Source organism: Raineyella sp. LH-20, from assembly GCF_033110965.1.
Taxonomy (GTDB): Bacteria; Actinomycetota; Actinomycetes; order Propionibacteriales; family Propionibacteriaceae; genus Raineyella.
The window spans coordinates 1354172-1378955 of sequence record NZ_CP137003.1; the positions used below are offsets into that span (position 1 = coordinate 1354172).

Annotated in this window: 20 protein-coding genes; 7 read left to right on the forward strand and 13 right to left on the reverse strand. The window is 72.9% G+C overall.

Annotated elements, in window-relative coordinates:
• Window positions 1–1461 carry a signal peptidase I gene (locus tag R0146_RS05930; RefSeq protein ID WP_317691939.1) on the forward strand — a complete coding sequence of 487 codons (1461 nt, stop codon included), beginning with the start codon at window positions 1–3 and terminating at the stop codon, window positions 1459–1461.
• Between the two features lie 140 nt (window positions 1462–1601).
• A complete protein-coding gene (locus R0146_RS05935) occupies window positions 1602–2102 on the forward strand; it encodes a hypothetical protein (protein WP_317691940.1) in 501 nt (166 codons plus the stop codon).
• A 14-nt stretch (window positions 2103–2116) separates the two neighbouring features.
• Here the strand turns inward: R0146_RS05935 and R0146_RS05940 are convergent, their stop codons facing one another.
• The 3 genes from R0146_RS05940 to R0146_RS05950 are packed head-to-tail and all read right to left on the reverse strand — an operon-like array spanning window position 2117 to window position 4898.
• On the reverse strand, window positions 2117–3367 hold the full coding sequence (locus R0146_RS05940; RefSeq protein ID WP_317691941.1) for an erythromycin esterase family protein: 1251 nt from the start codon (window positions 3365–3367) through the stop codon (window positions 2117–2119).
• Window positions 3364–4179, reverse strand: a complete 816-nt coding sequence (locus R0146_RS05945; protein ID WP_317691942.1) for an ABC transporter permease subunit — start codon at window positions 4177–4179, stop codon at window positions 3364–3366. The genes R0146_RS05940 and R0146_RS05945 overlap by 4 nt, the downstream gene beginning before the upstream one ends.
• A gap of 26 nt (window positions 4180–4205) precedes the next feature.
• Entirely contained in the window at window positions 4206–4898 is a 693-nt protein-coding gene (locus R0146_RS05950; RefSeq protein WP_317691943.1) for an ABC transporter ATP-binding protein, read from the reverse strand.
• A 162-nt stretch (window positions 4899–5060) separates the two neighbouring features.
• Here R0146_RS05950 and R0146_RS05955 point away from each other — a divergent pair, with 162 nt between their 5' ends.
• Both R0146_RS05955 and R0146_RS05960 read left to right on the forward strand, forming a co-directional pair.
• Window positions 5061–6359, forward strand: coding sequence for a sensor histidine kinase (locus R0146_RS05955; protein WP_317691944.1), 1299 nt, complete (start codon window positions 5061–5063; stop codon window positions 6357–6359).
• A gap of 13 nt (window positions 6360–6372) precedes the next feature.
• Entirely contained in the window at window positions 6373–7014 is a 642-nt protein-coding gene (locus R0146_RS05960; protein WP_317691945.1) for a response regulator, read from the forward strand.
• A gap of 121 nt (window positions 7015–7135) precedes the next feature.
• Here the strand turns inward: R0146_RS05960 and cobJ are convergent, their stop codons facing one another.
• From cobJ to R0146_RS05980, 4 genes are all read right to left on the reverse strand, one after another.
• Window positions 7136–8725, reverse strand: coding sequence for a precorrin-3B C(17)-methyltransferase (gene cobJ, locus R0146_RS05965; protein ID WP_317691946.1), 1590 nt, complete (start codon window positions 8723–8725; stop codon window positions 7136–7138).
• On the reverse strand, window positions 8722–9906 hold the full coding sequence (locus tag R0146_RS05970; RefSeq protein ID WP_317691947.1) for a ferredoxin-like domain-containing protein: 1185 nt from the start codon (window positions 9904–9906) through the stop codon (window positions 8722–8724). Before R0146_RS05970 ends, cobJ begins: the two co-directional genes overlap by 4 nt.
• Before the next feature lie 66 nt (window positions 9907–9972).
• Window positions 9973–10626, reverse strand: coding sequence for a precorrin-8X methylmutase (locus R0146_RS05975; RefSeq protein WP_317691948.1), 654 nt, complete (start codon window positions 10624–10626; stop codon window positions 9973–9975).
• Window positions 10623–11744, reverse strand: coding sequence for a ferredoxin-like domain-containing protein (locus R0146_RS05980; RefSeq protein ID WP_317691949.1), 1122 nt, complete (start codon window positions 11742–11744; stop codon window positions 10623–10625). The genes R0146_RS05975 and R0146_RS05980 overlap by 4 nt, the downstream gene beginning before the upstream one ends.
• Before the next feature lie 213 nt (window positions 11745–11957).
• On the opposite strand from R0146_RS05980, the gene cobN reads away from it, so the two are divergent.
• Window positions 11958–15752: a cobaltochelatase subunit CobN gene (gene cobN, locus R0146_RS05985; protein ID WP_317691950.1), complete on the forward strand. Its 3795-nt coding sequence runs from the start codon at window positions 11958–11960 to the stop codon at window positions 15750–15752.
• 68 nt (window positions 15753–15820) lie between these two features.
• On the opposite strand, the gene R0146_RS05990 is transcribed toward cobN, so the two are convergent.
• From R0146_RS05990 to hemG, 6 genes are all read right to left on the reverse strand, one after another.
• Window positions 15821–17185 (reverse strand): threonine/serine exporter family protein, encoded by a 1365-nt coding sequence (locus R0146_RS05990; protein WP_317691951.1) that lies wholly within the window; start codon window positions 17183–17185, stop codon window positions 15821–15823.
• 81 nt (window positions 17186–17266) lie between these two features.
• On the reverse strand, window positions 17267–17563 hold the full coding sequence (locus R0146_RS05995; protein WP_317691952.1) for a type II toxin-antitoxin system RelB family anti-toxin: 297 nt from the start codon (window positions 17561–17563) through the stop codon (window positions 17267–17269).
• A 23-nt stretch (window positions 17564–17586) separates the two neighbouring features.
• On the reverse strand, window positions 17587–18357 hold the full coding sequence (cobF, locus tag R0146_RS06000; protein ID WP_317691953.1) for a precorrin-6A synthase (deacetylating): 771 nt from the start codon (window positions 18355–18357) through the stop codon (window positions 17587–17589).
• Between the two features lie 89 nt (window positions 18358–18446).
• Entirely contained in the window at window positions 18447–19079 is a 633-nt protein-coding gene (locus R0146_RS06005) for an alpha/beta hydrolase (protein WP_317691954.1), read from the reverse strand.
• A gap of 138 nt (window positions 19080–19217) precedes the next feature.
• Window positions 19218–20783 (reverse strand): cobyric acid synthase, encoded by a 1566-nt coding sequence (locus R0146_RS06010; RefSeq protein ID WP_317691955.1) that lies wholly within the window; start codon window positions 20781–20783, stop codon window positions 19218–19220.
• Entirely contained in the window at window positions 20783–22273 is a 1491-nt protein-coding gene (hemG, locus tag R0146_RS06015) for a protoporphyrinogen oxidase (RefSeq protein WP_317691956.1), read from the reverse strand. Before hemG ends, R0146_RS06010 begins: the two co-directional genes overlap by 1 nt.
• A 383-nt stretch (window positions 22274–22656) precedes the next feature.
• Here hemG and pdhA point away from each other — a divergent pair, with 383 nt between their 5' ends.
• Window positions 22657–23754: a pyruvate dehydrogenase (acetyl-transferring) E1 component subunit alpha gene (gene pdhA, locus R0146_RS06020; protein WP_411567189.1), complete on the forward strand. Its 1098-nt coding sequence runs from the start codon at window positions 22657–22659 to the stop codon at window positions 23752–23754.
• On the forward strand, window positions 23751–24782 hold the full coding sequence (locus R0146_RS06025; RefSeq protein ID WP_317691958.1) for an alpha-ketoacid dehydrogenase subunit beta: 1032 nt from the start codon (window positions 23751–23753) through the stop codon (window positions 24780–24782). The genes pdhA and R0146_RS06025 overlap by 4 nt, the downstream gene beginning before the upstream one ends.
• Window positions 24783–24784 lie beyond the last annotated feature (2 nt).

Sequence of the window (24784 nt, forward strand, 5' to 3'; positions counted from 1 at the left end):
ATGGGCGCCGTACGACGCATCGCGCGCGCCACCGAAGAGGTGGTGCTGACCGTCCTATCGATCCTCGGTGCCCTGTGTCTGGTGCTGGTCGTGCTGGCGTTGGTCTTCGACGTCACGCTGATCATGTTCAAGACCGGATCGATGAGCCCGACCATTCCGGCCGGTTCGGTCGCGGTCGTCCGCAAGATCCCTGCCTCGGCGGTGAAGGTCGGCGACGTCGTCACCGTCGACCGTGCCGGACAGTTGCCGGTGACCCACCGGGTCACCTCGGTGAGGCCGGGCCCGGCCCCCGACCAGCGGGTCCTCACCCTGAAGGGCGACGCGAACGAAGCGGAGGATGCGGCCCCGTACACCGTCTCGACCGTACGCATCACTCTCGCCTCGGTGCCCGGGCTGGCGCGGGTGATCGTCCGGATGTCGAATCCCTATGTGCTCGGCGCGATCACTATCGGGGCGTCCCTGCTGGTCACCTGGGCGTTCTGGCCGCGCGACGGCGGGTCCGGGGACAAGGAGCCCCCGGCGGGCGGTGGGCGGGCGTCGGGTGACTCGGGCGAGGGGTTGATCCGACGGGAGGGCGCGGGCTTGGGTGAGGCGTCGACCTCGGACGAGGGGGCGATCCTGGGCAAGGGCCCGGTTCGCGGCGAGCGGGCGATCCCGGGGCCCTGGTCGCCGCCCGGGCACGTCCCCCCTCGGCATGCGGTCGAGTCCCCGCGCAGCGGTCCGCGACGTGCCGGCCGGTCTGCGGTCGACTCCGCGCCCGGTCCCCGCGGCCACCGCCGCCCCCGCCGCGCCGGCCTGGTGGTGACGGTGCTGATCGCTCTGGCACTGGTGGTCGGTGGCCTGGCCGCGCTCGCGGTCACCCTCCCGGCTGCGGCGGCGCAGCCGCAGACCGTACGCGGCAGATACCTCACCCTGGTCTCGGTCCCTGATCCCCGGATGGCCACGATGGGCCCCGGGGAGACCGTCCACTGGCAGGTGGGAATCTCCGTCGACGCGCCCGACCCGGGCACTGTCGACATCGGCCTGTCGGCCACCGGCAACGCCAGCATGGGGCTGACCGCCGCCGCGACGGCCTGTTCGGTCGCATGGGTCGACGGGGTGTGCGCCGGCCGGTCCTGGCCGTTGCCCGCTCTCGACCCGCTGCCGATCGACGGGGCCGAACACGCGTTGCTCACGATGCCGTCCGGCGAGGAACGGTGGGTGTTGCTGGCCGTCACGATGCCGGCCACGGCTCGACCCAGCCCCGGCGCCGGCGTGTCGGCGCTGGTGCACGCCTCCGGCCACGGCGACTCGCTGGCGGTCGGGCCGGGTGGTCTCGCCGGCACCGGTGGTCCGAGCGCCCGCTGGCCGCTGCTGCTGGCCGTCGCGGCGCTCGCCGCTGGTCTCACGCTGACCCTGTGGGCGAGGCGACCGAACCGACGCCACCTCGGTGACGCCGACAGGACCGGGGTCCGGTCGTGAGTCGACGCGCACGCCGGTCGGGCGGGAGCCGGGCAGCTCGCCGGTCGGGCGAGGGAGCAGTTCGCCCGACGTACGGGACTCGAGCAGTACGCCGGACGAGCGGGACTCGACGCGTACGCCGCTCGACCCGGGCCCGGATCATGGCCGTCCTGTGTGCGCTGTTGATGGTGCTGCCGGCCGGGCTCGGCGCATCGGCCGGCCAGACGGAAGCCTCCTGGGCCGGCAGCGAGTACGGCGAGGGGAGCTTCACCGCGAAGACGGTGCCGCCTCCCACGGTGTCCCATCCCTGCGGCGTTGACACTGTATTGATCACATTGGTGTTCACGGACGCCTGGGTCGATTTCGCTCCTCCCGCCGGATACACCAAGGACGACATCACGTGGCGCACCGGGAAGAGCACCACGAGTCTGGCTACGGTCACTCCCGCAGTCACCCCAAACGGCAACGCTTACCGTGCCAAGTTCAGTCGTGGTCTCCTCGAGTCAGTCCTGGGAGCGTTGTGGGATGCGCTCACCGGGAGCACGTTCTACATCGAGGCGAGGACGATGGATGGGACATGGACGTCCGAGTCCAGGTACTCGAAAGTCGACACCGGTCTCCTCGGCCTCAACTCTTCCTGCACCGACAACGTCACCCCCTGACCAGTCCGCCACGATCACGACGGTGTGACCGGCGTGGCGTCGGCCACCAGGACCAGCGCGTCGTACGCATCGGCCGGAACGGTCGGCACCGTCACCAGCGGCGGCACCCAGGCCTGCCAGGCCGCGAAGCTGTCGCCGGCACTGCCCATCGGCACGCTCCGGCGCAGCAGGGCGGCGTTGGCGGGGCTGGCGGTGCCCACCTCCAGGTAGCCCTGCCGTGTCCCCGCGAACATGCCGCGCAGCGGAGTGGGGTGGTCGATGACGAACTCGCGTCGCCCCGCACCGCCGTCGGCGAGGAACCGGGTCCGGATGAAATCGGTGCCGATCACCCGATAGCCGTCGCCCCACCGCCGCGCGGCGAGCGTGCCGAGGTCGTCGTGACGATAGGCGGCACTGGCCTTGTCGACGTGGCCGTCGTGGGCGAACAGCAGGACGTGGGCCCCGGTGTCCGCGGCGCCCGCGGCGCCCGTACTGTCGCGCGCGACCGCGCGGTCGAGGTTGGCGTACATCACCTGCGCCCGGGTCGCCATGTAGTCGGCGCCGTGCTGCTGCAGGTCGCGGCCCTGTTGCAGTGCTTGTGCGGCGTCCAGGGCGATCCGGCCGGTGGGATCGGTGGCCCCGGTGGCCTCGACCGCGGCCGCCAGCTCGTCCAACGCCGGCGCGATCGCGCGGTAGTCGGCGGCCGTACGGTGCTCGTCGGTCAGTCCCGCCAGGGTGTCGGACAGGCGTGCCGCAGCGGCCGGATCGTACGCTGCCAGCCGGCCGAGGGCGAGCCGCTTGTTGGCGTCCACGCGCTGCACGTCCATCCCGACCAGGTGGGTGCGCTCCCCCGCGGGCAGCGTCGCGTTCCGATCGCGGAGGACTTGCAGGAAGTCCGCGACCTGTCGGGTCTTGTTCAGTCGGAAGCCGAAGCGCAGGGCGGCCTCGCGGGCGGTGCCCGGCCCGCCCTGCACGAACCGGTCGACCATCGCCACCGAACCGACGTCCTCCTCCAGCACGATGGTGCGGAACTGCGGCAGTTTGCGGGCCAGCTCCGTCCGCAGCGTCTGGAACTCGGCGTTGCCGTGGGTGGCCTCGCCGAGCGCCAGCACGGTCGCGCCGGTCAGCTGCGGCCCGAGGGCGGCCGCGGTGAACTCGACCGCCTGCGGTTCTCCCTGGGCCCGGGTCGTCCAGGCCCGCCGACCGACGCCAGCGGCCGCGACGACCACCACGGCGAGGAGGATGCCGACCGTACGCCGCCAGGCCCGGGATCGTACGGTCCTCATCGGATCTCCGCCCGTATCTCGCGAGCGACGCCGACGGCGGCCGGCGCGACGACCCAGACCAGGAGGCTCACGGCGATCCGGCCGAGGTCGGTCCCGGTGGTGTCCTGGGCCAGCCGGGCGGCGGCCGCCGGATCCAGCCAGCTGAGCACCTCCGCGGCGGTCGGGCCGGCCTGCGCGATGAGGCTGGCGAGCATCGGCCACACCAGGAGGATCACGATCGGTGCGGGAGCGTTGCCGCACAGGTATGCCAGGGCCCAGCCGCTCAGCGCCAGCGCGATGTTCGCGACGGTGAACGCCGCGAGCGTGCGCCAGTCGACGGTCCACACCACCTGGTGGCCGGTGAGCGTCGCCCCCACCGGGGCGATGACCAGCGCGGCGACCAGCGCCGCCACCGTGACGACCAGGGCGACGGCGGCCGCGGCCGCGGCCTTGGCGGCGATCACCCGGCCACGGCGCGGCGTGAGGGCGTACGTGGTCAGGGCGGTCCGATGGGCCCGCTCGCCGGTCACCAGCAGGACGGCCGCCACGGCCGCGAGGGTGCCGCCGGGCACGCCGCTCATGGTGACGACATCGGTGAAGGTGACCGGGTCGCGGTAGAGCACCGTGCCGCCGCCGAAGACACCGGCGAGCGCGGCCGCGGTGACCACCAGGGCGATCCCGGAGCGGGTGTCGACGAGCTTGCGCAGTTCGACCAGCCAGCTGCGGGCCGCGCCGGGGACGGCCGATCCGAGCCGGGCGTCGAGGGCATCGGGGCTGCTGAGGGGATCGAGGCGACCGGGACGGTCGAGGGGATCGAGGGGACGTGTGGTCATCACAGGGCTCCGTCCGTGGCGGATGGTTAGGCGGTGAGGTCGAAGTAGAGGTCCTCGACCGAGGCGTGCCGGGTGCGGAGGACGTCCAGCCGGTCGTCGGCGAGCACCCGGCCGGCGCCGATGATGACGAGACGGTCCGCGACCCGTTCGACCTCGCTCAGGGCGTGGCTGGACAGCAGGACGGCACAGCCGCGCTCGGCGCGGGCGCGCAGCAGGTCGGCGAGCCAGCGCTGCCCCTGCGGGTCGAGGCCGTTGGCGGGCTCGTCGAGCACCAGGGCCACCGGATCGCCGAGCAGCGCCTGCGCGATGCCGAGCCGCTGCCGCATCCCCAGCGAGTAGCCGCCGACCCGCCGCCCGGCGGCCGGGGTGAGGCCGACCTCGGCGAGCACCTCCTCGGCGCGGCTGGCGGGCAGGCCGATGGTCCAGCAGGCCAGCCGCAGCGACTCGCGCCCCGTACGCCCCGGATGGAACGCGTCGGCATCCACCAGGCCACCGACGACCCGCCCAGGGGCGGGCAGCTCGGCGTAGCGGCGCCCGGCGACGTGGGCATGCCCGGAGTCGGCGTGCCCGAGCCCGAGCAGGATCCGCAGGGCGGTGGACTTCCCGGCGCCGTTCGGCCCGAGGACGCCGGTCACCGAGCCCGGTGCGACGCTGAACGAGACATCGGTGAGCGCATCCACGCCGGGGTAGTGGACGGTGAGGTGGCTGAACTCGATCATGGCTCCACTCCAGCGGATCCGGCCGGGTCGGCACATCGGCAGAGCGGCCGCGCCGCTCCGGACCATCGGCCACGGACCGGGGTCACTCGACCAGCCGATGGGCCAGCGGTCTGTGGCCGAAGGTCGCTCGTCGCCGAGCGTGCGGCCTGGGAGACTCAGGTCATGTCCACCGCCTCCCCGGTCAGTCCATCCGCGGTCAGTCCATCCGCGGTCACCCGGCAGGACGCCGCGATCGGCTGGATGGTCGCGGTGCTCTTCTGGCTGTACTACCTGTCGCCGGTCGTCGTACGCCCCGATCGGTGGACCTTCGCGCTGGTAGCCGGCCTGCCCGGGCTGGCGGCCCTCGCCGCCCTCACCCTCCGTCATCGGCGCCCGGTCGCGACGGTCGTCCTCACCGGCGCCTGCCTGATGGTGACCGCCACGGCCACCGGCGCCGTCCTGGTCGCCCAGGTCAGCCTCGCCCACCGCATGCGCCGGTTCGTCCCGGTCCTGCTGTCGGCGGGCGGCCTGCTGGCGGTCAAGGTCGTGGAAGTGGCCGTCTACGCCGTCGTGACTCGGCAACCCGTACGTTCCTCGGCGGTCGGGTTCGAACTCCTGCTGCTCATCGCCGGCCTGGTGATCGCCACCCTCTCCGGCCGGCTGCGACGCAGTCAGGAAGAGGAGGAGGTGAGCCGGGCCGCGTCCGAGCGGGCCGAGCAGGAGACGGCACGGGCGCGGATCGCGGCAGAAGAGGCCCGGCTGGCCGAGGCGCGGCTGGCGGAGCGGGCCCGGATCGCGAGGGAGATGCACGACGTGGTCGCCCACCGGATCTCGCTGGTGGCGATGCACGCGGGTGTCCTCGCCCACACGGCCGTCGACGACAGTGGCCGGGAGACGGCGCGACTCATCCAGTCGAACGCCCGGGAGGCGCTGGCCGAGTTGCGGGTCGTCCTCGCCGATCTGCGCGACGAGGATCCCCCTGGCGTACGAGGCGGTGGCGGGGGAGATGTGGGCGTACGTGGCAGCGAACCGCCCGGCACCGACCGCGCCGCAGGCCCGCGGGGCGCCGACGCCCCGCCCGAGCCGCCCCAGCCCACGCTGGCCGACCTGCCCCGGCTGGTGGCCGACAACCGGCAGGCCGGCCAGCGGATCGACCTCGCCCTGTCCGTCGTCGCCGACGAGGTGCCGCCCCGACTCAGCCGGCAGGCCTACCGGATCGTCCAGGAGGGCCTCACCAATGCGCGCAAGCACGCCCCGGGTGTGCCGGTCACCGTCGAGGTGACCGGGCGCTCCGGCAGTCGGCTGGCCGTCGCCGTCACCAATCCGCTGACCGACCTCGCCCCGCCCGACACGACCGGCAGCAGGCTCGGACTGGTCGGCATCGCCGAGCGGGTCGCGCTGCTCGGCGGGTCGGTCACCCACGGGATCCGGGAGGGGCGGTACGAACTCACCGCCTCGCTGCCCTGGACGGTGCTGGCATGACGAAGGGGTTGGCATGATCACCGTGCTGGTGGTCGACGACGATCCGCTGGTCCGCACCGGGCTGCGGATGATCCTCGGCCTCGACGTCGATCTCGCCCTCGCCGGGGAGGCGGCCGACGGCGAGGAGGCGCTGGCCCGGATCGGCGAGCTGCGGCCCGACGTGGTGCTGCTCGACGTACGGATGCCGGAGCTGGACGGGCTGGGCGTGCTGCAACGACTCCAGGGCCGCGCCGACGCTCCCGCCGTCGTCGTGCTGACCACCTTCGACACCGACGACTACGTGCTGCGGGCCCTGGCGGCGGGCGCGCGGGGCTTCCTGCTCAAGGACGCCGACCCCACCGAGATGATCGCGGCAGTCAAAGCCGCCCACCGCGGCGAGCCGGTGCTGTCGCCGTCGGTGACAGCGACGGTGATCCGGGCGGCCACCGCGGCCCCGACGACCGACCCGACGGCGGTGGCGATGGTCGCCGACCTCACCGACCGGGAACGCGAGGTGGCCCGGCTGCTGCTGGCCGGGCGGACCAACGCCGAGATCGGCGGCAGGCTGGCGATGAGCCTGGCCACGGTGAAGGCCCACGTCACCCGGATCTTCACCAAGGTCGGCGTCGACAACCGCGTGTCGGCGGCGATGGTGCTGCGCGACGCCGGTCTGTGATCAGTGCGGGCTCAGGATTCCTGGCCCGGACCCCTCGGCCACCCGACCTGGGGTGCATCTGGCGGGTGGTCTGGACGGCGGCCGGCGACACCGCCGCCGACCTGGCCACTGCCTACCCCGCTCAGTCCTCGACGAACCGCGGCGTCCAGACCTGCCCGCCCGGCGTCACCCGGGTGGAGCGGGCACCGATCATCACCAGGCACTTCATGTCCACCTCGGCCGGGTCCCACGCCCCGAGGGTGGTCACCCGCAGGGACTCCCCAGCGCGGCCGACGTCGCGGCCGATCACCACGACGGTCTCCGGCCCCCGCTCGTCGAGCAGGATGTCGCGGGCGGCGAAGAGCTGCTCCGGTCGGGCCTTGGACCGCGGGTTGTAGAGGGACAGCACCAGGTCGGCGCGGCTGATGTGCCGCAGCCGGTCCTCGATCACCGACCACGGCTTGAGCCGGTCGGACAGCGACACGATCGCGAAGTCGGCGCCCATCGGCGCGCCGGCCCGCGCAGCCACCGCCTGGGCAGCGGTCACCCCCGGCAGCACCCGGATCGGGACGCCGGCGTACGCCTCGTCCTCGGCCGCCTCGAACACCGCCGCGGCCATCCCGAACACGCCCGCATCGCCGCCGGACACCACAGCCACCCGTTCACCGCGCCGGGCCAGGTCCAGGGCGAACCGGGCCCGGTCGACCTCGACGGTGTTGCCCGAGGCGTGCCGCTGCAGTCCTTCCCGCTGCGGCACCCGGTTGACGTACGGCCCGTAGCCGACGATGTGGTCGACCGAGGCGAGCGCGGCCGATGCCTCGGGGGTCAGCCAGTGGTCCGGGCCCGGGCCCAGCCCGACGACCACCACTTCGGCGTGCGTGGCGGCGTCCTGCCCCGGTGCGGCCGGTGCGGCCGGTGCGATCCGGTCGGCGCTGTCCGATCCCGGGGCGTCGTCGGCATCCCGGCGTACGGCACTGCCGGTGGCCCGGCCGGCGGCGTCCGCACGGGTGTCCGGGCCGGGCACCAGCACCATCGACATGTACGGCACTCGGGCCGGGTCGACGTCGGCGACCCGGGCGACCACCTGGTCGGCACCACTGGCCCGCTCGACGTACCAGGCATCGGCCAGCCGGCCGGCCTGGCGCAGCGCCTCGATGACACCGGGGAACGTACGCCCCAGTTTCATGATCACCGCAGCCTGGGTGTCCGCGAGCCGACGGGCCAGCTCGGGCACCGGCAGGGTGCCCGGCAGCACGGTGAGGACGTCCTCGTGGCGGGCCAGGCCGGTGCCGGCCGCCGCGGTCGCCGCGGCCAGGGCCGGGACCCCCGGCACCACCTCGCTGGGGAACCGGTCGGCCAGCCGGTCGTGCAGATACATGTAGGAGCCGTAGAACAACGGATCGCCCTCGGCGAGCACCACGACGTCACGTCCGGCCGCCAGATGGGCCGCCAGCCGCTCGGCCGCAGCGTCGTAGAACGCGCCGATCTCGCCGTAGTAGCCCAGCGGGTGCACGGAGACGCCGGTGGTCACCGGGTAGCGGAGCAGTTCCTCGATCACACCCGTGGGGACCAGATCGTCGGCGATCCGCCGGGCGATCGAGTCGCCCTTCGGCCCCGAGTGGTAGGCGATCACGTCAGCCGCGGCGATCAGCCGGGCCGCCTTGCGGGTGATCAGCTCGGGGTCGCCAGGACCCACGCCGACACCCCACAGGTGCCCGACGCCAGCCGTCATCGGGTCGTCTCCGTGCTGCCCTCGTCCGTGCTCATCAGTCGCCTCTCCTCGATCGCATCGATGACCGAGACCACGTGGCGCGGGGCCACCACGTCGACGTACGTCCCGCGGGGGGCGCCGCAGCGGCGCTCGCACCCCGAGATGTGCACGTCCTCGGTGAGGATCACCTGCCCGTTCGTGGCGGCGTCCACCAGGCGCTCGGCCATCGCAAGAGTATCGACCTCGGTCCGGACGCACCCGATCGTGCCAGGGCAGGCGCTCACGTGCGCCCACGGTTCGGTCGGGTCGATGGCGAAGCCGGCCGCCCGGAAGGACGCCATGTCGTACATCCCGGCGGTGATCAGCAGCTGCCGCCACGGGGTGATGGTGACCTCGCCGCGGGGCAGCACGTCGACCATCTCGGGGGTGAGCAGGCCCAGCGGGACCCCCACCAGCAGGTCCTCACCGACCGGTCCGACCAGCCGGCGCCGACCGCGGTGGACCGGCCGGGATGAGCCCGGCCCGAGCTGCACCGACAGCTTCGCGCCGAATTTCGACCGGGAGCGGAAACCGAGCTGGTAGGGGTGCAGCGGCGGCGGGTCCTCCTTCACGCGCAGCCGGGCGAACTCCTGAGCCAGCCAGGTCATCGTCTCCACCGCCTGGCGGGCCAGCACGTCCCAGGTCTCGCCGGTGTTGGTGGCCACGATGCCGGCGGCGGGGGTGACCGCCTGGTAGAGCAGGTCCCAGTGCTCGGCGGCGATGTCGCCGCGGCCGTTGTCCAGGGCCCAGACGAAGCTGCCGGGCAGGTCCTCCAGCTGCGGGTCGGCCTGGATCGCCGCGTCCAGATCGGCGACCATCGGGTGCAGGTCCGGGTATTTCTCCGACGGCAGCGGGGAGCACAGGATGCTGCGGACCCGCTCGTGGCTGAGTGGGACGACGTCGGTGGCGAGGAACGCGTTGATCGCGTCGGCACTGATCGCCCCGCGCGAATCCAGCGCCATCGACCGCAGCTGGATGTTGCCGCGGACGGTCAGCTGGAGCAGGCCGTCCGCGTACGTCGCGGAGATCTCCGACAGCTGCCGCAACGTCCGGGAGGAGATGCGTCCACCGGGAATGCGCAGGCGGACGAGACCGCCGTCCTTGGCGCGGTAGGGGCGGGTCAGGCCGGGGGACCTGTCGGGGGGCGTGTCGAGACTCGGCACAGTGCGGATCTTAGGCTTTCGATCCAACTGAAGGGAACCCCACGCCGTGTATTCTCCTCGCCCCGGTCAGATCTCTTGCTCCTGAGCCAAGGCGTTGATCGCCGACGTGGCCAGTGCCGAGCCGCCGCGTCGACCGTGGACGACCAGCCATTCCAGACCGTACGGATTCTCCGCCAGCGCCTGCTTCGACTCGGGCGATCCGACGAACCCGACCGGGATGCCGATCACCGCGGCCGGCCGCGGCCCGCCCGCTGCGACCACCTCGAGCAGCTGGAACAGCGCGGTCGGGGCGTTGCCGATGGCGACCACCGCCCCCTCGAGGCGGTCCCACAAGGACACCGCGGCCGCGGTCTTGGTGGTCTGCCAGGCCGTGGCGATCTCCAGCACCCGAGGGTCGTGCAGGGCACAGATCACGTCGTTGTCGGCCGGCAGCCGGCGTCGGATGATCCCCGAGGCGATCATCGTCGCGTCGGTGTAGATCGGTGCCCCGGCGCGGAGTGCCTCGCGCGCGGCGTCGACGAGACCGTCGGAGAAGGCGATCTGCGGAGCCAGCGCCGGGTCCCCGGCGGAGTGGATCATCCGGACCGCGACGGTGGACTGCGCCGCGGTGAAGCGGGACAGATCGGCCTCGGCCCGGATCATCCCGAAGGACGCCCGGTAGATCGAGGCGCCGTCGGTGTCGTAGTCGTAGAGCTTCGGGGGACGGGCGGGGATGGTCATGCCACGGTCACCTCCCGCAGCGCGGACAGCGCGGCGGCCGGATCGGCCGGCGCCAGCAGGTCGACGTGCTCCCCGTGCGGCTTGCCGCAGCGGCGGTCGCAGCCGGAGATGTGCACCGGGCGGTGGACCAACGAGGGATCCTTCCGGGCGGCCTCGACGAGCCGTTCGGCCGCGGCCACCGTGTCGATGCTGGACTTCACACAGTTCGGCAGGCCGGTGCAGGCGCTGACCGACGCCCACGGATCGGCCGCGTCGACGACGTAGCCGGCAGCGGCGTACGCCTCGGCGTCCCGTGCGGCGCCCGGCACCAGCACCTGGCGCCACGGGGTCAGCGTGACGTCGGCCAGCACCGGCAGGGCACGGATCATCTCGGCGGTGAACAGCCCGAGCGGCACACCGGCCAGCAGAGCGTCACCGTACGTTCCGACCGCCAGCGGGCCGGTCACCTGCAGCGGCCGATCGGTCGGGTCAGGGATGTCGTCGCCGAGGTGGTAGGCCAGCTCGCGGGAGTGCCAGACCGGCCGCTCGGTCTCGGTCCGGGCCAACTGGACCTCCTGGGCCAGGGCGAGCATGGTCGACACCGCATCGGTGCGGGAGACCTCCCAGGCCCGGCCGTTGTCGAGGGCGACGATCCCGCGCTCTTCGTCCAGCGCCTGGTAGCAGACGTCCCACGGCTCCCCGGCGACGTCGCCGGTGCCGTTGTCGAAGGCCCACATGAAGCGGCCGGCCAACTGCTCCAGCAGCGGGATCTCCTGGAGCTCCTCGTCCAGTTCGGCGACCATCGGCTGCAGGTCGATCGCACCCAGCGGGGAGCACAGGATGTTGCGGACCAGCTCGTGCGTCGGCGGGATCAGGCCGGTCGCCCGGACCGCGTCGGCGATCTCGTCGGGGACCGCGCCGTCCTCCTCGATCGGCAGTGCGCGGACCTGCAGGTTGGTGCGCGTGGTCACCTGCACACGTCCGTCACCCCACCGCTCGGCGATTCCGAGCAGGTGACGCAGGACGGCGGTGGGCAGCCGGCCCCCGGGACGGCGTACGCGGACAATGGCTCCGTCGCTGGCCCGGAACGGTCGGGTGAGCCCCGGGCAGCGGTCGATCAGGGGACGAGGGTCACTCATGGGCGCTATCCTACGTGCGCCGTAGACGAGGTCTGCGCGGCGGTCGTCTGCCGCGGGCCGAGGGGTGCCGGGATGGCTAGGCTGGGCGGGCGTGCCGCGGATCACATCCGCGGGTCGCAAAAGCCCGTCCGCGCCGCGAGCGCGGCCCGCCGAGAGGGCGGCCGCCCGTCGTGACCAACAGGTCCACCCCCCCCGCCGAGGAGCCCGAATCCCGTGACGACCATCGCCCTGTTGTCCACCTCCGACACCGACCTGCTGTCCGCCCGGGCCAGCGGCGCGGATTGGGTCTGGGCGAATCCGACCCGGGCCGACGAGGCCGAGGTGGCCCGGCTGACCGCGGCCGCGGATCTGATCGTCTTCCGCTTCCTCGGCGGCCCCCAGGAGCTGCCGGCGACGTACGCCGCCGCCCGCGCCGCCGGCCGGCCGCTGGTGGTGCTCGGCGGTGAACAGCGCCCGGACGCCGCCCTGATGGCGCTGTCGACGGTGCCGATCGGGGTCGCGGCGCAGACCCACGTCTACCTGGCCCAGGGCGGCGCCGAGAACCTGCGGCAGGTGCACGGCTTCCTGTCCGACACCGTGCTGTTGACCGGGGAGGGCTTCGAACCGCCGGCCGAGCAGCCGCTCTGGGGGGTGCTGCGGGAGGTGGAGCCGGCTGCGTCCCCCGGCTCGGCTGGGTCGCCCGCCGGCACCGACGCCCCGAGCCCCCGGCCGCGGATCGGCATCCTCTTCTACCGGGCCCAGTGGGCTGCGGGGAACGTGGCGTACGCCGAGGCACTCGCCGACGCGATCGACGCGGCCGGCGGGACCGGGGTGCCGATCTTCGCCGCCTCGTTGCGGGAGGCTCCGGCCGATCTGCTGGCGCACCTGGGGACGTACGACGCCCTGGTCACCACCGTGCTCGCCGCCGGCGGCACCCGCGCGGCGACCGCCCAGGCCGGCGGGGATGACGAATCGTGGGACGTCGACGCGCTGGCCCGGCTCGACGTGCCGATCCTGCAGGGACTCTGCCTGACCTGGAGCAGGGCGGCATGGGCCGCCTCCGACGAGGGGATGACGCCGCTGGACGTCGCCTCGCAGGTGGCGGTGCCGGAGTTCGACGGGCGGATCATCACCGTCGCCTTCTCCTTCAAGGAGGCCGACGCCGACGGGCTGCCGCACTACGTCGCCGACCCGGAGCGCACCCGCCGGGTCGCCGAACTCGCCGTCCACCACGCCCGGCTGCGGCATATCCCGCCCGCCCAGCGTCGGATCGCCATCGTGCTGTCGGCCTACCCGACCAAGCACGCCCGGATCGGCAACGCCGTCGGCCTGGACACCCCGGTCTCGCTGATCCGGCTGCTGGCGGCGCTGCGGGCGGCCGGCTACGACCTCGGTGCGCCCGGCGACATCCCCGGCACCGAGGCGTACGCCGATCTGGCGGCCCGGGTCGGCGCCGTGCCCGCGGGGGAGACCGAGGACACCACCCGCGGCAACGCGCTGATCCACGCCATCATCGCGGCCGGCGGCCAGGACGAGGACTGGCTGACCGCCGAGCAGCTGTCCGGCCAGCCGATCCGGATCCCGGCGGCCCGCTACCGGGAGTGGTTCGCCGGCTTCCCCGCCGGACTGCGGGAGGCGGTCACCGGGGCCTGGGGCCAGGCGCCGGGTGAGCTCTTCGTGGATCGTACGAGCCCGGACTCCGGCGACCCGGACGGCGAGATCGTTTCGGCCGCCCTGCGCGCCGGCAACGTGGTCATCCTGGTGCAGCCGCCGCGCGGCTTCGGGGAGAACCCGATCGCGATCTACCACGACCCGGACCTGCCGCCGACCCACCACTACCTCGCGACCTACCGCTGGCTGGCCGAGGATTTCGGCGCCGACGCGATCGTCCACCTCGGCAAGCACGGCAACCTGGAGTGGCTGCCCGGCAAGAACCTCGCGCTGTCCGCGGCCGACGGGCCCGACGCGGCGCTGGGCTCGCTGCCGGTGGTCTACCCGTTCCTGGTCAACGATCCCGGCGAGGGCACCCAGGCGAAGCGGCGCGCCCACGCCACGATCGTCGATCACCTGATCCCGCCGATGGCCAGGGCCGAGACGTACGGCGACATCGCCCGGCTGGAGCAACTGCTGGACGAGTACGGCAACGTACGGGCGATGGACCCGGCCAAGGCCCCGGCCCTGCAGGCGGAGATCTGGACGTTGATCCGGGCCGCCCGGATGGACGCCGAACTCGGCCTGGACGACCGTCCCGAAGGGGATGCCTTCGACGATTTCGTGGCGCACGTCGACGGCTGGCTGTGCGAGATCAAGGACGTGCAGATCCGCGACGGCCTGCACGTCCTCGGCCGGGTGCCCGAAGGGGAGGAACTGATCAACCTGGTGCTGGCCGTGCTGCGCGCCGGCCAGGTGTTCGGCGGTGCGGTGAACGCTGTGCCGGGGCTGCGCCGGGCGCTCGGTCTCGCCGACGATGCGGCGCTGACCGAGGTCGACCGGGTGGAGGGGCTGGCACATGCGCTGGTCGCCGGGCTGGCCGCGCGCGGCTGGGAGGTGGCGGCTGTCGACGAAGTGGTGGCCGAGGTGCTGGGCGCCGCGGACGGTGAGACCGCCGTGGACACCGCGGATGCCACGGCCGCCGCGGACGGTGCGGCCTCTCGGGCCGTTGCCACGGTCTCGGCCTTTGACCGGGCCGTGGTGGCCGCGTCGCTGCGGTTCGCCTGCGAGGAGGTCGTCCCCCGGCTGCTCGGCACGGCCGGCGAGATCGACGCGGTGCTGCACGCCCTCGACGGCGGCTACGTCCCGGCCGGCCCGTCCGGGTCGCCGCTGCGCGGCCTGGTCAACGTGTTGCCGACCGGCCGGAACTTCTACTCCGTCGACCCGAAGGCGATCCCGTCCCGGCTGGCGTACGAGACCGGCTCGGCGATGGCGGAGTCGGTCGTCACCCGCTACCGCGAGGAGACCGGCGAGTATCCCCAGTCGGTCGGCCTGTCGGTCTGGGGCACCTCGGCGATGCGGACCTCCGGGGACGACGTCGCCGAGGTCCTCGCCCTGATGGGCGTGCTGCCCCGCTGGGACGAGGCGTCCCGGCGGGTCACCGGCTTGGACGTGGTGCCGCTGGCCGAGCTGGGCCGCCCCCGGATCGACGTGACCGTACGCATCTCCGGCTTCTTCCGCGACGCTTTCCCACACGTCATCGCGATGCTCGACGACGCGGTGCGACTGGTCGCCGGGCTCGACGAGGCCGACGAGGACAACTACGTCCGCGCCCACACCCGGGCCGATCGGGTCGCGCACGGCGACGAGCGCCGGGCCACCACCCGGATCTTCGGCTCGAAGCCCGGATCGTACGGCGCCGGCATCCTGCCGCTGATCGAGGCGGGCAACTGGCGCACCGACGCCGATCTCGCCGAGGTCTACACCACCTGGGGCGGGTATGCGTACGGCCGCGACATGGACGGCCGACCGGCCCGCGACGACATGGAGACGAACTACCGCCGGATCCAGGTCGCCGCGAAGAACGTCGACACCCGCGAGCACGACATCGCCGATTCCGACGACTACTTCCAGTACCACGGCGGCATGGTCGCCACGGTCCGGGCGCTGACCGGCGCCGATCCCAAGGCGTACGTCGGTGATTCGACGGTGCCCGACGCGGTCCGTACCCGGTCCCTGGCCGAGGAGACCGCTCGGGTGTTCCGCTCCCGGGTGGTCAACCCGCGTTGGATCGCCGCGATGCAGCGCCATGGCTACAAGGGGGCGTTCGAGCTGGCCGCGACGGTGGACTACCTGTTCGGCTTCGACGCCACCGCCGGGGTGGTGGACGACTGGATGTACGAGCAACTGGCCGGGGCGTACGTGCTGGACGAGGACACCCAGCGGTTCCTGCGGCACGCGAACCCGTGGGCGCTGAACGGGATCATCGAGAAGCTCCACGAGGCGGCCGACCGCGGCCTGTGGGAGCAGCCGGACCCCGAGCTGCTGGCCCGGATGCAGCAGGTCTACCTGGACGTGGAGGGCGATCTGGAGGAGTGACCCCAGATTCGGCTCGTGTTGCGGTGGCCACTCCTGTCGCGTACGAGATCGGTGGGCCGACCCTGACGTCAGTGCTCCCGGTGATGCCGCAGGATCCGCCCCACCAGATGCCACGTGGTCGGCGGATCGGCGCGGGTGAAGGCCCACTCCGGGTCGGTGAGCATCCGGGCGCCGGAGAGCCCGGCCACCATGGCGATCACCACGAGCAGGGTCGACACGCCGTTCTGCATCGCCTGGACGACGTCGGCCTGGTCGAAGTAGAGCAGCGTCCGCAGCGCGGCCGACCCGGGGATCGACACCAGCACGGTCGGGACGGTCATGATGATCTTCTCCATCGAGAAGAGCCGGGCGGCCCCGGCGCACAGCAGTCCCATCAGGAAGCAGCCGACGAACGTCGCCACATGCGGCTTCACGCCGGCCTGCAGCATCAGCAGCCGGGGCGTGTTGCCGAGGATCGCGACGACCGCAGAGGCCAGCGCCATCCGCCACGGCGAGTTGAACATCGTCGCCCAGCCGAACACTGCGAAGAAGCTCGCCGCCAGCAGGGCCGCCCAGACGGCCACCGGGTCGCCGGCCAGCGGAGGCACGGCGGCGGGGGAGACACCGCTGAGGGTCGCGACGCCCCACACGCCGATCGCCATCGCCAGCAGCACCATCGCGGCGTACATCAGGCGCGGGATGCCGGTCACCAGGTCGATCCGGGTCAGATCGAGGCCGGCGGTGACCAGCGGGAAACCCGGGATCAGAAAGATCGCCGCGCAGACCAGCCCGGCCGCCATCCGTTCACTCGGGCCGCCCAGGGCCAGGTCGAGCAGGTCGGTGAAGCCGACGTACAGTCCGGTCGCGGTGGCGGCCGAGGCCATCACCACAGCCAGGTGGTTGAGCTGCCAGCGGCTGAGCGTACGGTGCAGCCAGTACGCCAGGGCGGAGGCGGGCAGCACGGCGAGGACCTCGCGCCACCCGCCGTTGCTGAGCACCGTGACCGAACCGCAGGCCAGCGCGACGAGCAGCACCAGCCCCCAGGTCGGGTAGAGCCGGGGGGTCCGTTCGACGTCGTCCAGCATCGCGTTGACCTCGGCCACACTCGCGCGCGACGGCAGACTGTGGGCCAGCTCCTGCATCATCGCGATCCGGTGGGCGTTCACGCCCGGCGCGCTGATCTCGGCGACCTGGGTGCGGAAGATGTCGCGCCGCTGCACGGTGAGGACGATGTCGGTGTAGGTCACCTGCGCCCTGATCCGGCCGATCCCGACCGTACGCGCCACCGCCTGCATCACCTCGCGCACCCGCAGGCCGGAAGTGCCGGCGACCAGCATCATGATGCCGGCGCGGAGCACCACGTCCGAGCGGCGGATCAGGTGGCGCGGCTCCAGGGCATCCTCGTGCTCGTGTTCGTCGAACGGCGGTTCTGCATCGGGGTCGGAGGTGTCCACCGCCCCACGGTAAGGCTGGGCTTTCCTCGGACCGACCTGGGGGTGGGCCTTCGCCGGTGATCCGAGGAGTCCGGCCGGCGATCAGGCGATCCTGAACGTCTCGTCGCCGATCTCGACCTCGACGCGGAGTTTCCCGCCGATCGCCGCCACATAACGGCGAAGCGTGTCGACCTGGGTGTGCTCGATGTCGCCGCTCTCGATGCGCGACACCCGCTTCTGGCTCACGTCGAGGTGCTCGGCGACCCGGACCTGGGTCAGGTGACACTGCTCCCGGATATCGCGCAGCCGATAGGCGCGCACCTCGGGGTCGGCCGGACGTCCCGGGCGCCTCTCCGGCTCGATCGGACGCCTGTCGCTGGCGTGCTCGTCGCGGTTCATCTCGTCGTCCCTGGACCGGGCGACTAGGGGCGCAACAGGTAGGTGTCCATCACCCAGCCGTGCTCCTCGCGGAGCCTGGCCCGCAGCGCCACCAGGTCGTCGATCACGTCGGCCAGACGTCCGCTGAGCAGCACCTCGTGCGGGCCGCCGAGATAGGCACCCCAGTAGATGGTCAGGTCGGGGTAGCGGTCGACCAGTTCGCGGCAGGTGAGGTAGCCGTCCAGCATCACGACGACGTCGCCGAGGTCGGGGACGTACTCCTCGACCAGCCGGCGGCCGGTGGTGACGTGGATCGAGGTGCCGATCCGGTTCAGCGCGATGGCGTGCCGCGCCGCCAGCAGCTGCGGGGCGCTGATGCCGGGGATCACCCGTACGTCGAAGGGGCCGCACACCGGGCGCAGCCGGTCGACCACGCGCAGGGTGGAGTCGTAGAACGCCGGGTCGCCCCACACCAGGAACCCGACCTGGGCGTCGGCGGGCAGCCCCTCGATGATGTCGGCGTACGCGCGGACCCGGGCGTCGTACCAGTCCCGGACCCCCTCGGTGTACGCCGCGGTGTCACGCTCGGCGTCGGGCCCGCGGCGCGGATCGGGCACCTCGACGAAGCGGTACGGGTGGGAGTCGCCGATGAAGCGTTCGCACAGGGCCTGGCGGGCCTCGACCAGATCGTGCTTGACCTCGCCCTTGTCGGCGACGAGGAAGACGTCGACCGTACGGAGGGCCTCCGCCGCCTCGTACGTGACGAGGCCCGGATCGCCCGTGCCGATGCCGATCACCCAGATTGTGCTGACCATGGGGGTCATCCTGCCACCCGTGGATCGGGTCGTCGGCCGGGGTCAGTGGGCCGGTCGGCCCGCCGTCTGGTAGGGCCGGACCTCGGACCTCAGTCCTCGGCGACCCGCCCCAGGAACGTGCTGATGTCGCGGGCCTCCTCGGCGCTGATCCCGTGGCCCATGCCCGGGTAGCTGCGGTCCTCGAGGGCCGCGCCGGAGTCCTCGACCAGCCACCGATGGCTGCGTGACATCAGGTCGGCCGGGATGACCGGGTCGGCGGGATCGTTGCCCCAGAAGATCGGCATCCCGGACAGCAGTCCCTCCGGCGCGTCCAGGCCCGCGTCCCACGGAAGCGTCCCGGACAGCAGGACCGCGCCGGCGAACCGGTCGGCGGCGCTGAACAGCAAGCCGCCCGACATCGCGGTGCCGCCGGAGAAGCCCAGCAGGACGACCCGGGTGTGGTCCTGCTCGACCGTCGCCAGCCACGCCAGCAGGGCCGCCGCGGTCTCCTTGATGGAGGCCTCCAGGGGACGGCCGATGCCCTTGTTCTCGAACCAGGTCCAGCCGCCACCGACCGGGATCGGGCCGCGCGGAGCGACCAGGGTGGCCGACTCGGGCAGCAGCGCTGCCAGGGCGAGCATGGACGACTCGTCACTGCCACGACCGTGCAGGGCGACGACGAGGGTGGTGCCGGGGCGCTCCGCCTCCGGGCGGGACCAGGCGGCGGTGGTGATCCGGGACATCGGGACTCCTCAGGTGACGGTCGACAGTGCAGGGCAGGTAGGCGGTGGCCAATTAAGGCAGCGCCCAAAAGGCAGCGCCCGAATAATGCAGCGTTCAACCAATACTCGGCGAGTCCAGGGCTGTCCAGCGGGCGTTTCTCAGTCGACCCGACTCAGCGCCAGGTCCAGCAGCGCCGGGGCGTGTTCCTCCACCGCATCGGCCAGCGTGTCGATCATCGTCTCGCGGCGGGCGTCGAAACCGGGCGCCGTGGGATCCGGCCGCCACGTCGCCCCTGCCACCTCGGCCGCCTCGGTCAGGAAGGCCCGGCGGAACGCGTCGTCCTCCATCGTCCCGTGCCACATCGTGCCGAACACCGCCCCGGCCCGGGCGCCGTCGAGGAAGGGCTCGACGCCGGCACCCTCCGCCCCGTCCGCGACCGTCGCCACGCCGTGGTGGATCTCGTATCCGGTGACCGTACGGCCGTGCCAGGTCCCGGTCGGTCGGCCGAGGGACTTCTCGGCGCGGAACACGGTGTCGACCGGCAGCAGTCCGAGCCCGCGGATCAGGTCGGGATCGTTCCCGTGGGAGCGGTCGGGATCGGTCGCGTGGGCGCGGTCGGCACCGGTCCCGCCGGCCGCTGCCGGAGCCGTCGTCCGCTTCGCCTCGACCCCGTCGGGATCGGCGATCGTACGCCCCAGCACCTGGTAGCCGCCGCAGATGCCCAGCACTGGCCGGTCGGCCGCGGCGCGGGCCTCGAGCACCGCGCCGATGCCGGTCTCCCGCAGCCAGGACAGGTCGCCGACCGTCGAGCGGCTGCCCGGCACGACCACCAGGTCGGCCGCGGCCAGCACGTCCGGGCGCGTGGTCACCGTCAGGTCGATGCCCGGTTCGGCGGCCAGTGCGTCGATGTCGGTGGCGTTGGAGACCCGCGGCAACCGGACGACCGCGACGGTGAGCCGCGGCCCGGTGTCACGCGCGGTCGCCGTCGGCGTGCCCACCAGCAGGGTGTCCTCGCTGTCCAGCCAGACCCCCGACAGCCACGGCACCACGCCGAAGCAGGGCAGCCCGGTGCGCTGCGTCAGCGTCTCCAGGCCGGGCCGCAGCACCGCCACGTCACCACGGAACTTGTTCACCAGGTAGCCGGCGAGCAGCGTACGGTCGGCCTCCTCGAGCAGCCCCCAGGTGCCGTACACCGCCGCCAGCATGCCGCCCCGGTCGATGTCGCCGACCAGGGCGACGGGCAGCCCGAAGTGCCGGGCCAGCCCCATGTTCACGTAGTCGCCCTCGCGCAGGTTGATCTCCGCGGGCGATCCGGCGCCCTCGCAGACGATCAGGTCGTACGTCGCATCGAGCGCCTCGTACGCCGCACGGGACGCCTCGATCAGCGCACCGCGGCCGTGCGCGTACTCGCCGGCCTCCAGCGTGCCGTACGGCTGCCCGCGCAGCACCACGTGCGAACGGCGGTCGGTGGACGGCTTGAGCAGCACCGGGTTCATGTCGACGGTCGGGGTGACCCGAGCGGCCCGTGCCTGCAGCCACTGGGCCCGGCCGATCTCCCCGGCGCGACCGTCCGGGCCGGCGACGACCATCGAGTTGTTGGACATGTTCTGCGCCTTGTACGGCGCGACGCGGACGCCCCGCCGCGCCGCGGCGCGACACAGTCCGGTGACCAGCAGCGACTTGCCGGCGTCCGACGACGTCCCGGCGACCAGCAGGCCGGCCATCAGGACAGCGCGGCGATCAGCGAGGCGGCGGCCGCCTGACCGGAACGGACGACCGCGGCCATCCCCATCCCGTCGACCCCGGCGCCGGCCAGCGCCAGCCGCGGGTACGCGGTGGCCAGTTCGGCCCGCAGCGCGGCGACCCGGGCCGGATGACCCACCTCGCACTGCGGCATCGCGGGCCACCGGATCACCGTCGAGTCGAGCACGTCGGCGTGCACCCCGGTGATGCGGTGCAGATCGTCCAGCAGGCGGGCGGTCAGCTCCTCGTCGTCGAGCCCGTCGACGACGTGCAGACCGACCCGCCCCGCCGACACCCGCACCAGGAACGCGTTGTCGTCCCGCCCGTCCGCGGTGCGACGCAGGTGTGGCCACTTGGTGCCGAGGAAGGTGGCGGCCTTCATCGTCCATGGGGCGTCGGAGGGCATCAGGATGCCGTTGGTCTCCGGCGTCGCCCGCAGCGGGAACCGGTCGCCGGCGTCGTGCTGGAAGACCTGGTCGGCCCGCAGTGCGAGCAGGACGTTGACCACGGAGGCGAACCGCTGCTCCCGCAGCGTCTCCGCGGCGCGGGTCAGCGGGGAGAGCAGGGTGATGGTCGCCGGGGTGGGGGTGGCCAGCACAACGCCGTCGGTCTCGAAGCCGCCCTCGGACGTCCGCACCTGCCAGCGTCCACCGGCCCGGACGATCTCGCGCACCGCGATGCCGCGGGCGATCCGGCCGCCGTGCCCCTCGATGTCGGCGGCCAGGGCGTCGACGAAGGTCTGCAGGCCGTCGGCCCAGCTGACGAAGGTTGGCCCGTTCGTCGTCGGCCGCGGGGCGCTGCGACGCATCAGCGAGGTCCGGTGTTCCGCGGCGGCGACCAACTGCGGGGCAGTGCCGCGCAGCGACAACCGGTAGACGTCACCGCTGTGCAGGCTGCCCAACATCGGGTCCACGAACCGGCGGACGACCTCATGGCCGAAGCGGCCGGCAAGGAAGTCGCCGACACTGATGTCCTGGTCGGGCGCCAGTGGCGGGGTGAGCTTCGCCAGCAGAGGCTCCAGGCCGGCGCGGACCAGCCCGGGCAGCGACAGCATGCCCGACTCCAGCACCGGACGGATCCGGGTCGGCCCGGAGGGTCCGAGGCCGGCCGGCATCGGCTGTGCACCGCGCGGGTGGCCGAGCAGGCTGTGTCCCTGGTGCGAGCCGAGCGGCGCGTCCCACAGGCCGAGCTCGCGGAGCAGGGCGGACAGGTGCGGCGGTGTCGCGTGGATCGCCTCGGCACCCACGTCGACCCGGCGGTCGGCGAAGTCGATCGTCCTGACCTGGCCGCCGAGCCGGTCGGAGGACTCCATCACGGAGACCCGGACCCCGGCCCGGGCGAGGTCCCGGGCGGTCACCAGCCCGGCGACCCCGCCGCCGACGACGATGACGTGTCCGGACCGACGGTGACCGCCGCTCGCGATGGTCTCCTCAGCGGGGACGGGGGCGGTCGCGGGCGCAGGGGTCTCCATGTCTGCAGATTAACCGGTGGGATGCCACGGTGCCCGTACGGGGCTGGATCCGGTCGGGCGGGCGGAATCGTCAGCATCGCTCCCCGTCGGGCGCCCGCCGGTGTCACGATGGGGACAGACGTGATCCGGATCACGGAACGGTGGGGTCGGTGATTGTGGAGATCCGCCAACAGGGACTCGGGACATTCTGTGGCACCCCCTTCCTGACTCGGCAACCTACGGTCGCGTAAGGTCGCTCCCAAACAAGGCTACGGAAACGTAGGTTTCCGGGCTGCCGGACGTACGAAGGAGGCCTCATGGCCGTGCAGACCCCTGCCCGACACGGGCGGGCGACCCCATCGGGGGCATCGGGACGGGCCACGCCGCACGGCACCGAGGTCCGGATGATCAGCCTGCTGGGCGTCGACGGTGTCCGCGTCACCGACCCCGACCACGCGTACGGCGGGACCGATGCGGACATCGCCCAGCTGCTCCGTGACATGGTGCTGACCCGCCGACTGGACGCCGAGGGCACCGCTCTGCAGCGGCAGGGCCAGCTGGGGCTGTGGCCGCCGACCCTGGGTCAGGAGGCGGTCGGCGCCGGGACGATGCGAGCGATGAAGCCGGCCGACATGTGCTTCCCCTCCTACCGCGAACACGGCGCGGCGCTGGTCCGCGGGGTCGACCCGCTCGACATCATGTCGCTGTGGCGTGGCGTCGACATGGGCGGCTGGGACCCGATCGCGACCCGCTTCAACCACTACTCGATCGTCATCGGCTCCCACCCGCTGCACGCGGTCGGCTGGGCGATGGCCCTGCAGGCCGAGGGGGCGACCGGCGCCGGCGGCCCCGACGACGCGGCCGTGCTGGCGTTCTTCGGTGACGGGGCCAGCTCCGAGGGCGACGTCAACGAGGCGCTCGTCTGGGCGGCCAGCTACCACGTCCCGGTCGTCTTCGTGGTGACCAACAACCAGTGGGCCATCTCGGTGCCGTCCACCCGCCAGGCCGTGGTGCCGCTCGCCCGCCGCGGCGAGGGGTTCGGCATCCCTGGCGTACGTGTCGACGGCAACGACGTGCTCGCCGTCCAGGCGGTCACCGAGGCCGCGCTCGACCAGGCCCGGTCGGGGGAGGGGCCGCAGTTGATCGAGATGTTCACCTACCGGATGGGTGCCCACACCACCTCGGACGACCCGACCAAGTACCGCTCCCACGCCGAGGAGGAGCGCTGGCGCGCGAAGGACCCGATCGACCGGGTGCGCACCTACCTGCAGCGTGTCGGGGCGATCGACGACGGCTGGCTGGCGGCGCTGCAGACCGAGGCGGACGCGTTCGCCGCCGACCTGCGGGCCCGGACGATCGCGCTCGATCCGCCGGACTTCGCCGACTGGTTCGACGTCGTCTATGCCGAACAGACCCAGGAGCTGGCCGACCAGCAGCACGCCTTCCGGGCGTACGCGGCCTCCTTCGAGGAGCACGCCGAGAAGCAGGAGGGACGCCGATGACCCCGCCACCCCGTGGCACCCAGGCCGCCCGTCGCGCGCCGGTGCTCGACGCCCCGACCACGCTGACCTTCGGCAAGGCACTGACCGCCGGCCTGCGCGCCGCGATGGCGGCCGACGACAAGGTGGTGCTGGCCGGCGAGGACGTCGGCACGCTCGGCGGGGTCTTCCGGATCACCGAAGGACTGCTCGACGAGTTCGGCGCCGACCGGGTCCGCGACACCCCGCTGGGCGAGTCGGGCATCGTCGGCACCGCCATCGGGATGGCGATGCGCGGCTGGCGCCCGGTGCTGGAGATCCAGTTCGACGGGTTCGTCTTCCCGGCGTTCAACCAGATCACCACCCAGCTGGCCCACATCCACTCCCGCAGCGGCGGGCGGCTGCCGATGCCGGTCGTCGTACGCATCCCGTTCCAGGGCGGGATCGGGGCGATCGAGCACCACTCGGAGTCGGTGGAGAGCTACTTCGTGCACACCCCGGGCCTCAAGGTGGTCAGCCCGTCGACGCCGCACGACGCGTACTGGATGATCCAGCAGGCCGTCGCCGCCGACGACCCGGTGATCTTCCTGGAGCCGAAGCGGCGCTACCACGTCAAGGGCGAGGTCGACCCGGCCGCGCCGCCGCGCGGGCTCTTCGAGTCGGCCGTCGTCCGTCCGGGCAGCGACGTCACCGTCGTGTCGTACGGCTCGACGCTGACCACCTGCCGGGAAGCCGCCGACGCCGCGGCCGCGGAGGGCACCGACATCGAGGTGATCGACCTGCGGACGCTGTCCCCGCTCGACCTCGGGCCGGTGGAGGCCTCCGTACGCAAGACCGGCCGGCTGGTCGTGGTGCACGAGGCACCGCAGACCCTCGGCCTGGGCGCCGAGGTCGCCGCCCGGATCCAGGAGCGCTGCTTCTGGTCGCTGGAGGCGCCGGTGCTGCGGGTCACCGGCTTCGACGTGCCCTACCCGCCGAGCAAGGTCGAGCGCCACCAACTGCCCGACCTGGACCGCATCCTCGACGCCGTCGACCGATCCCTCGACTACTGAGC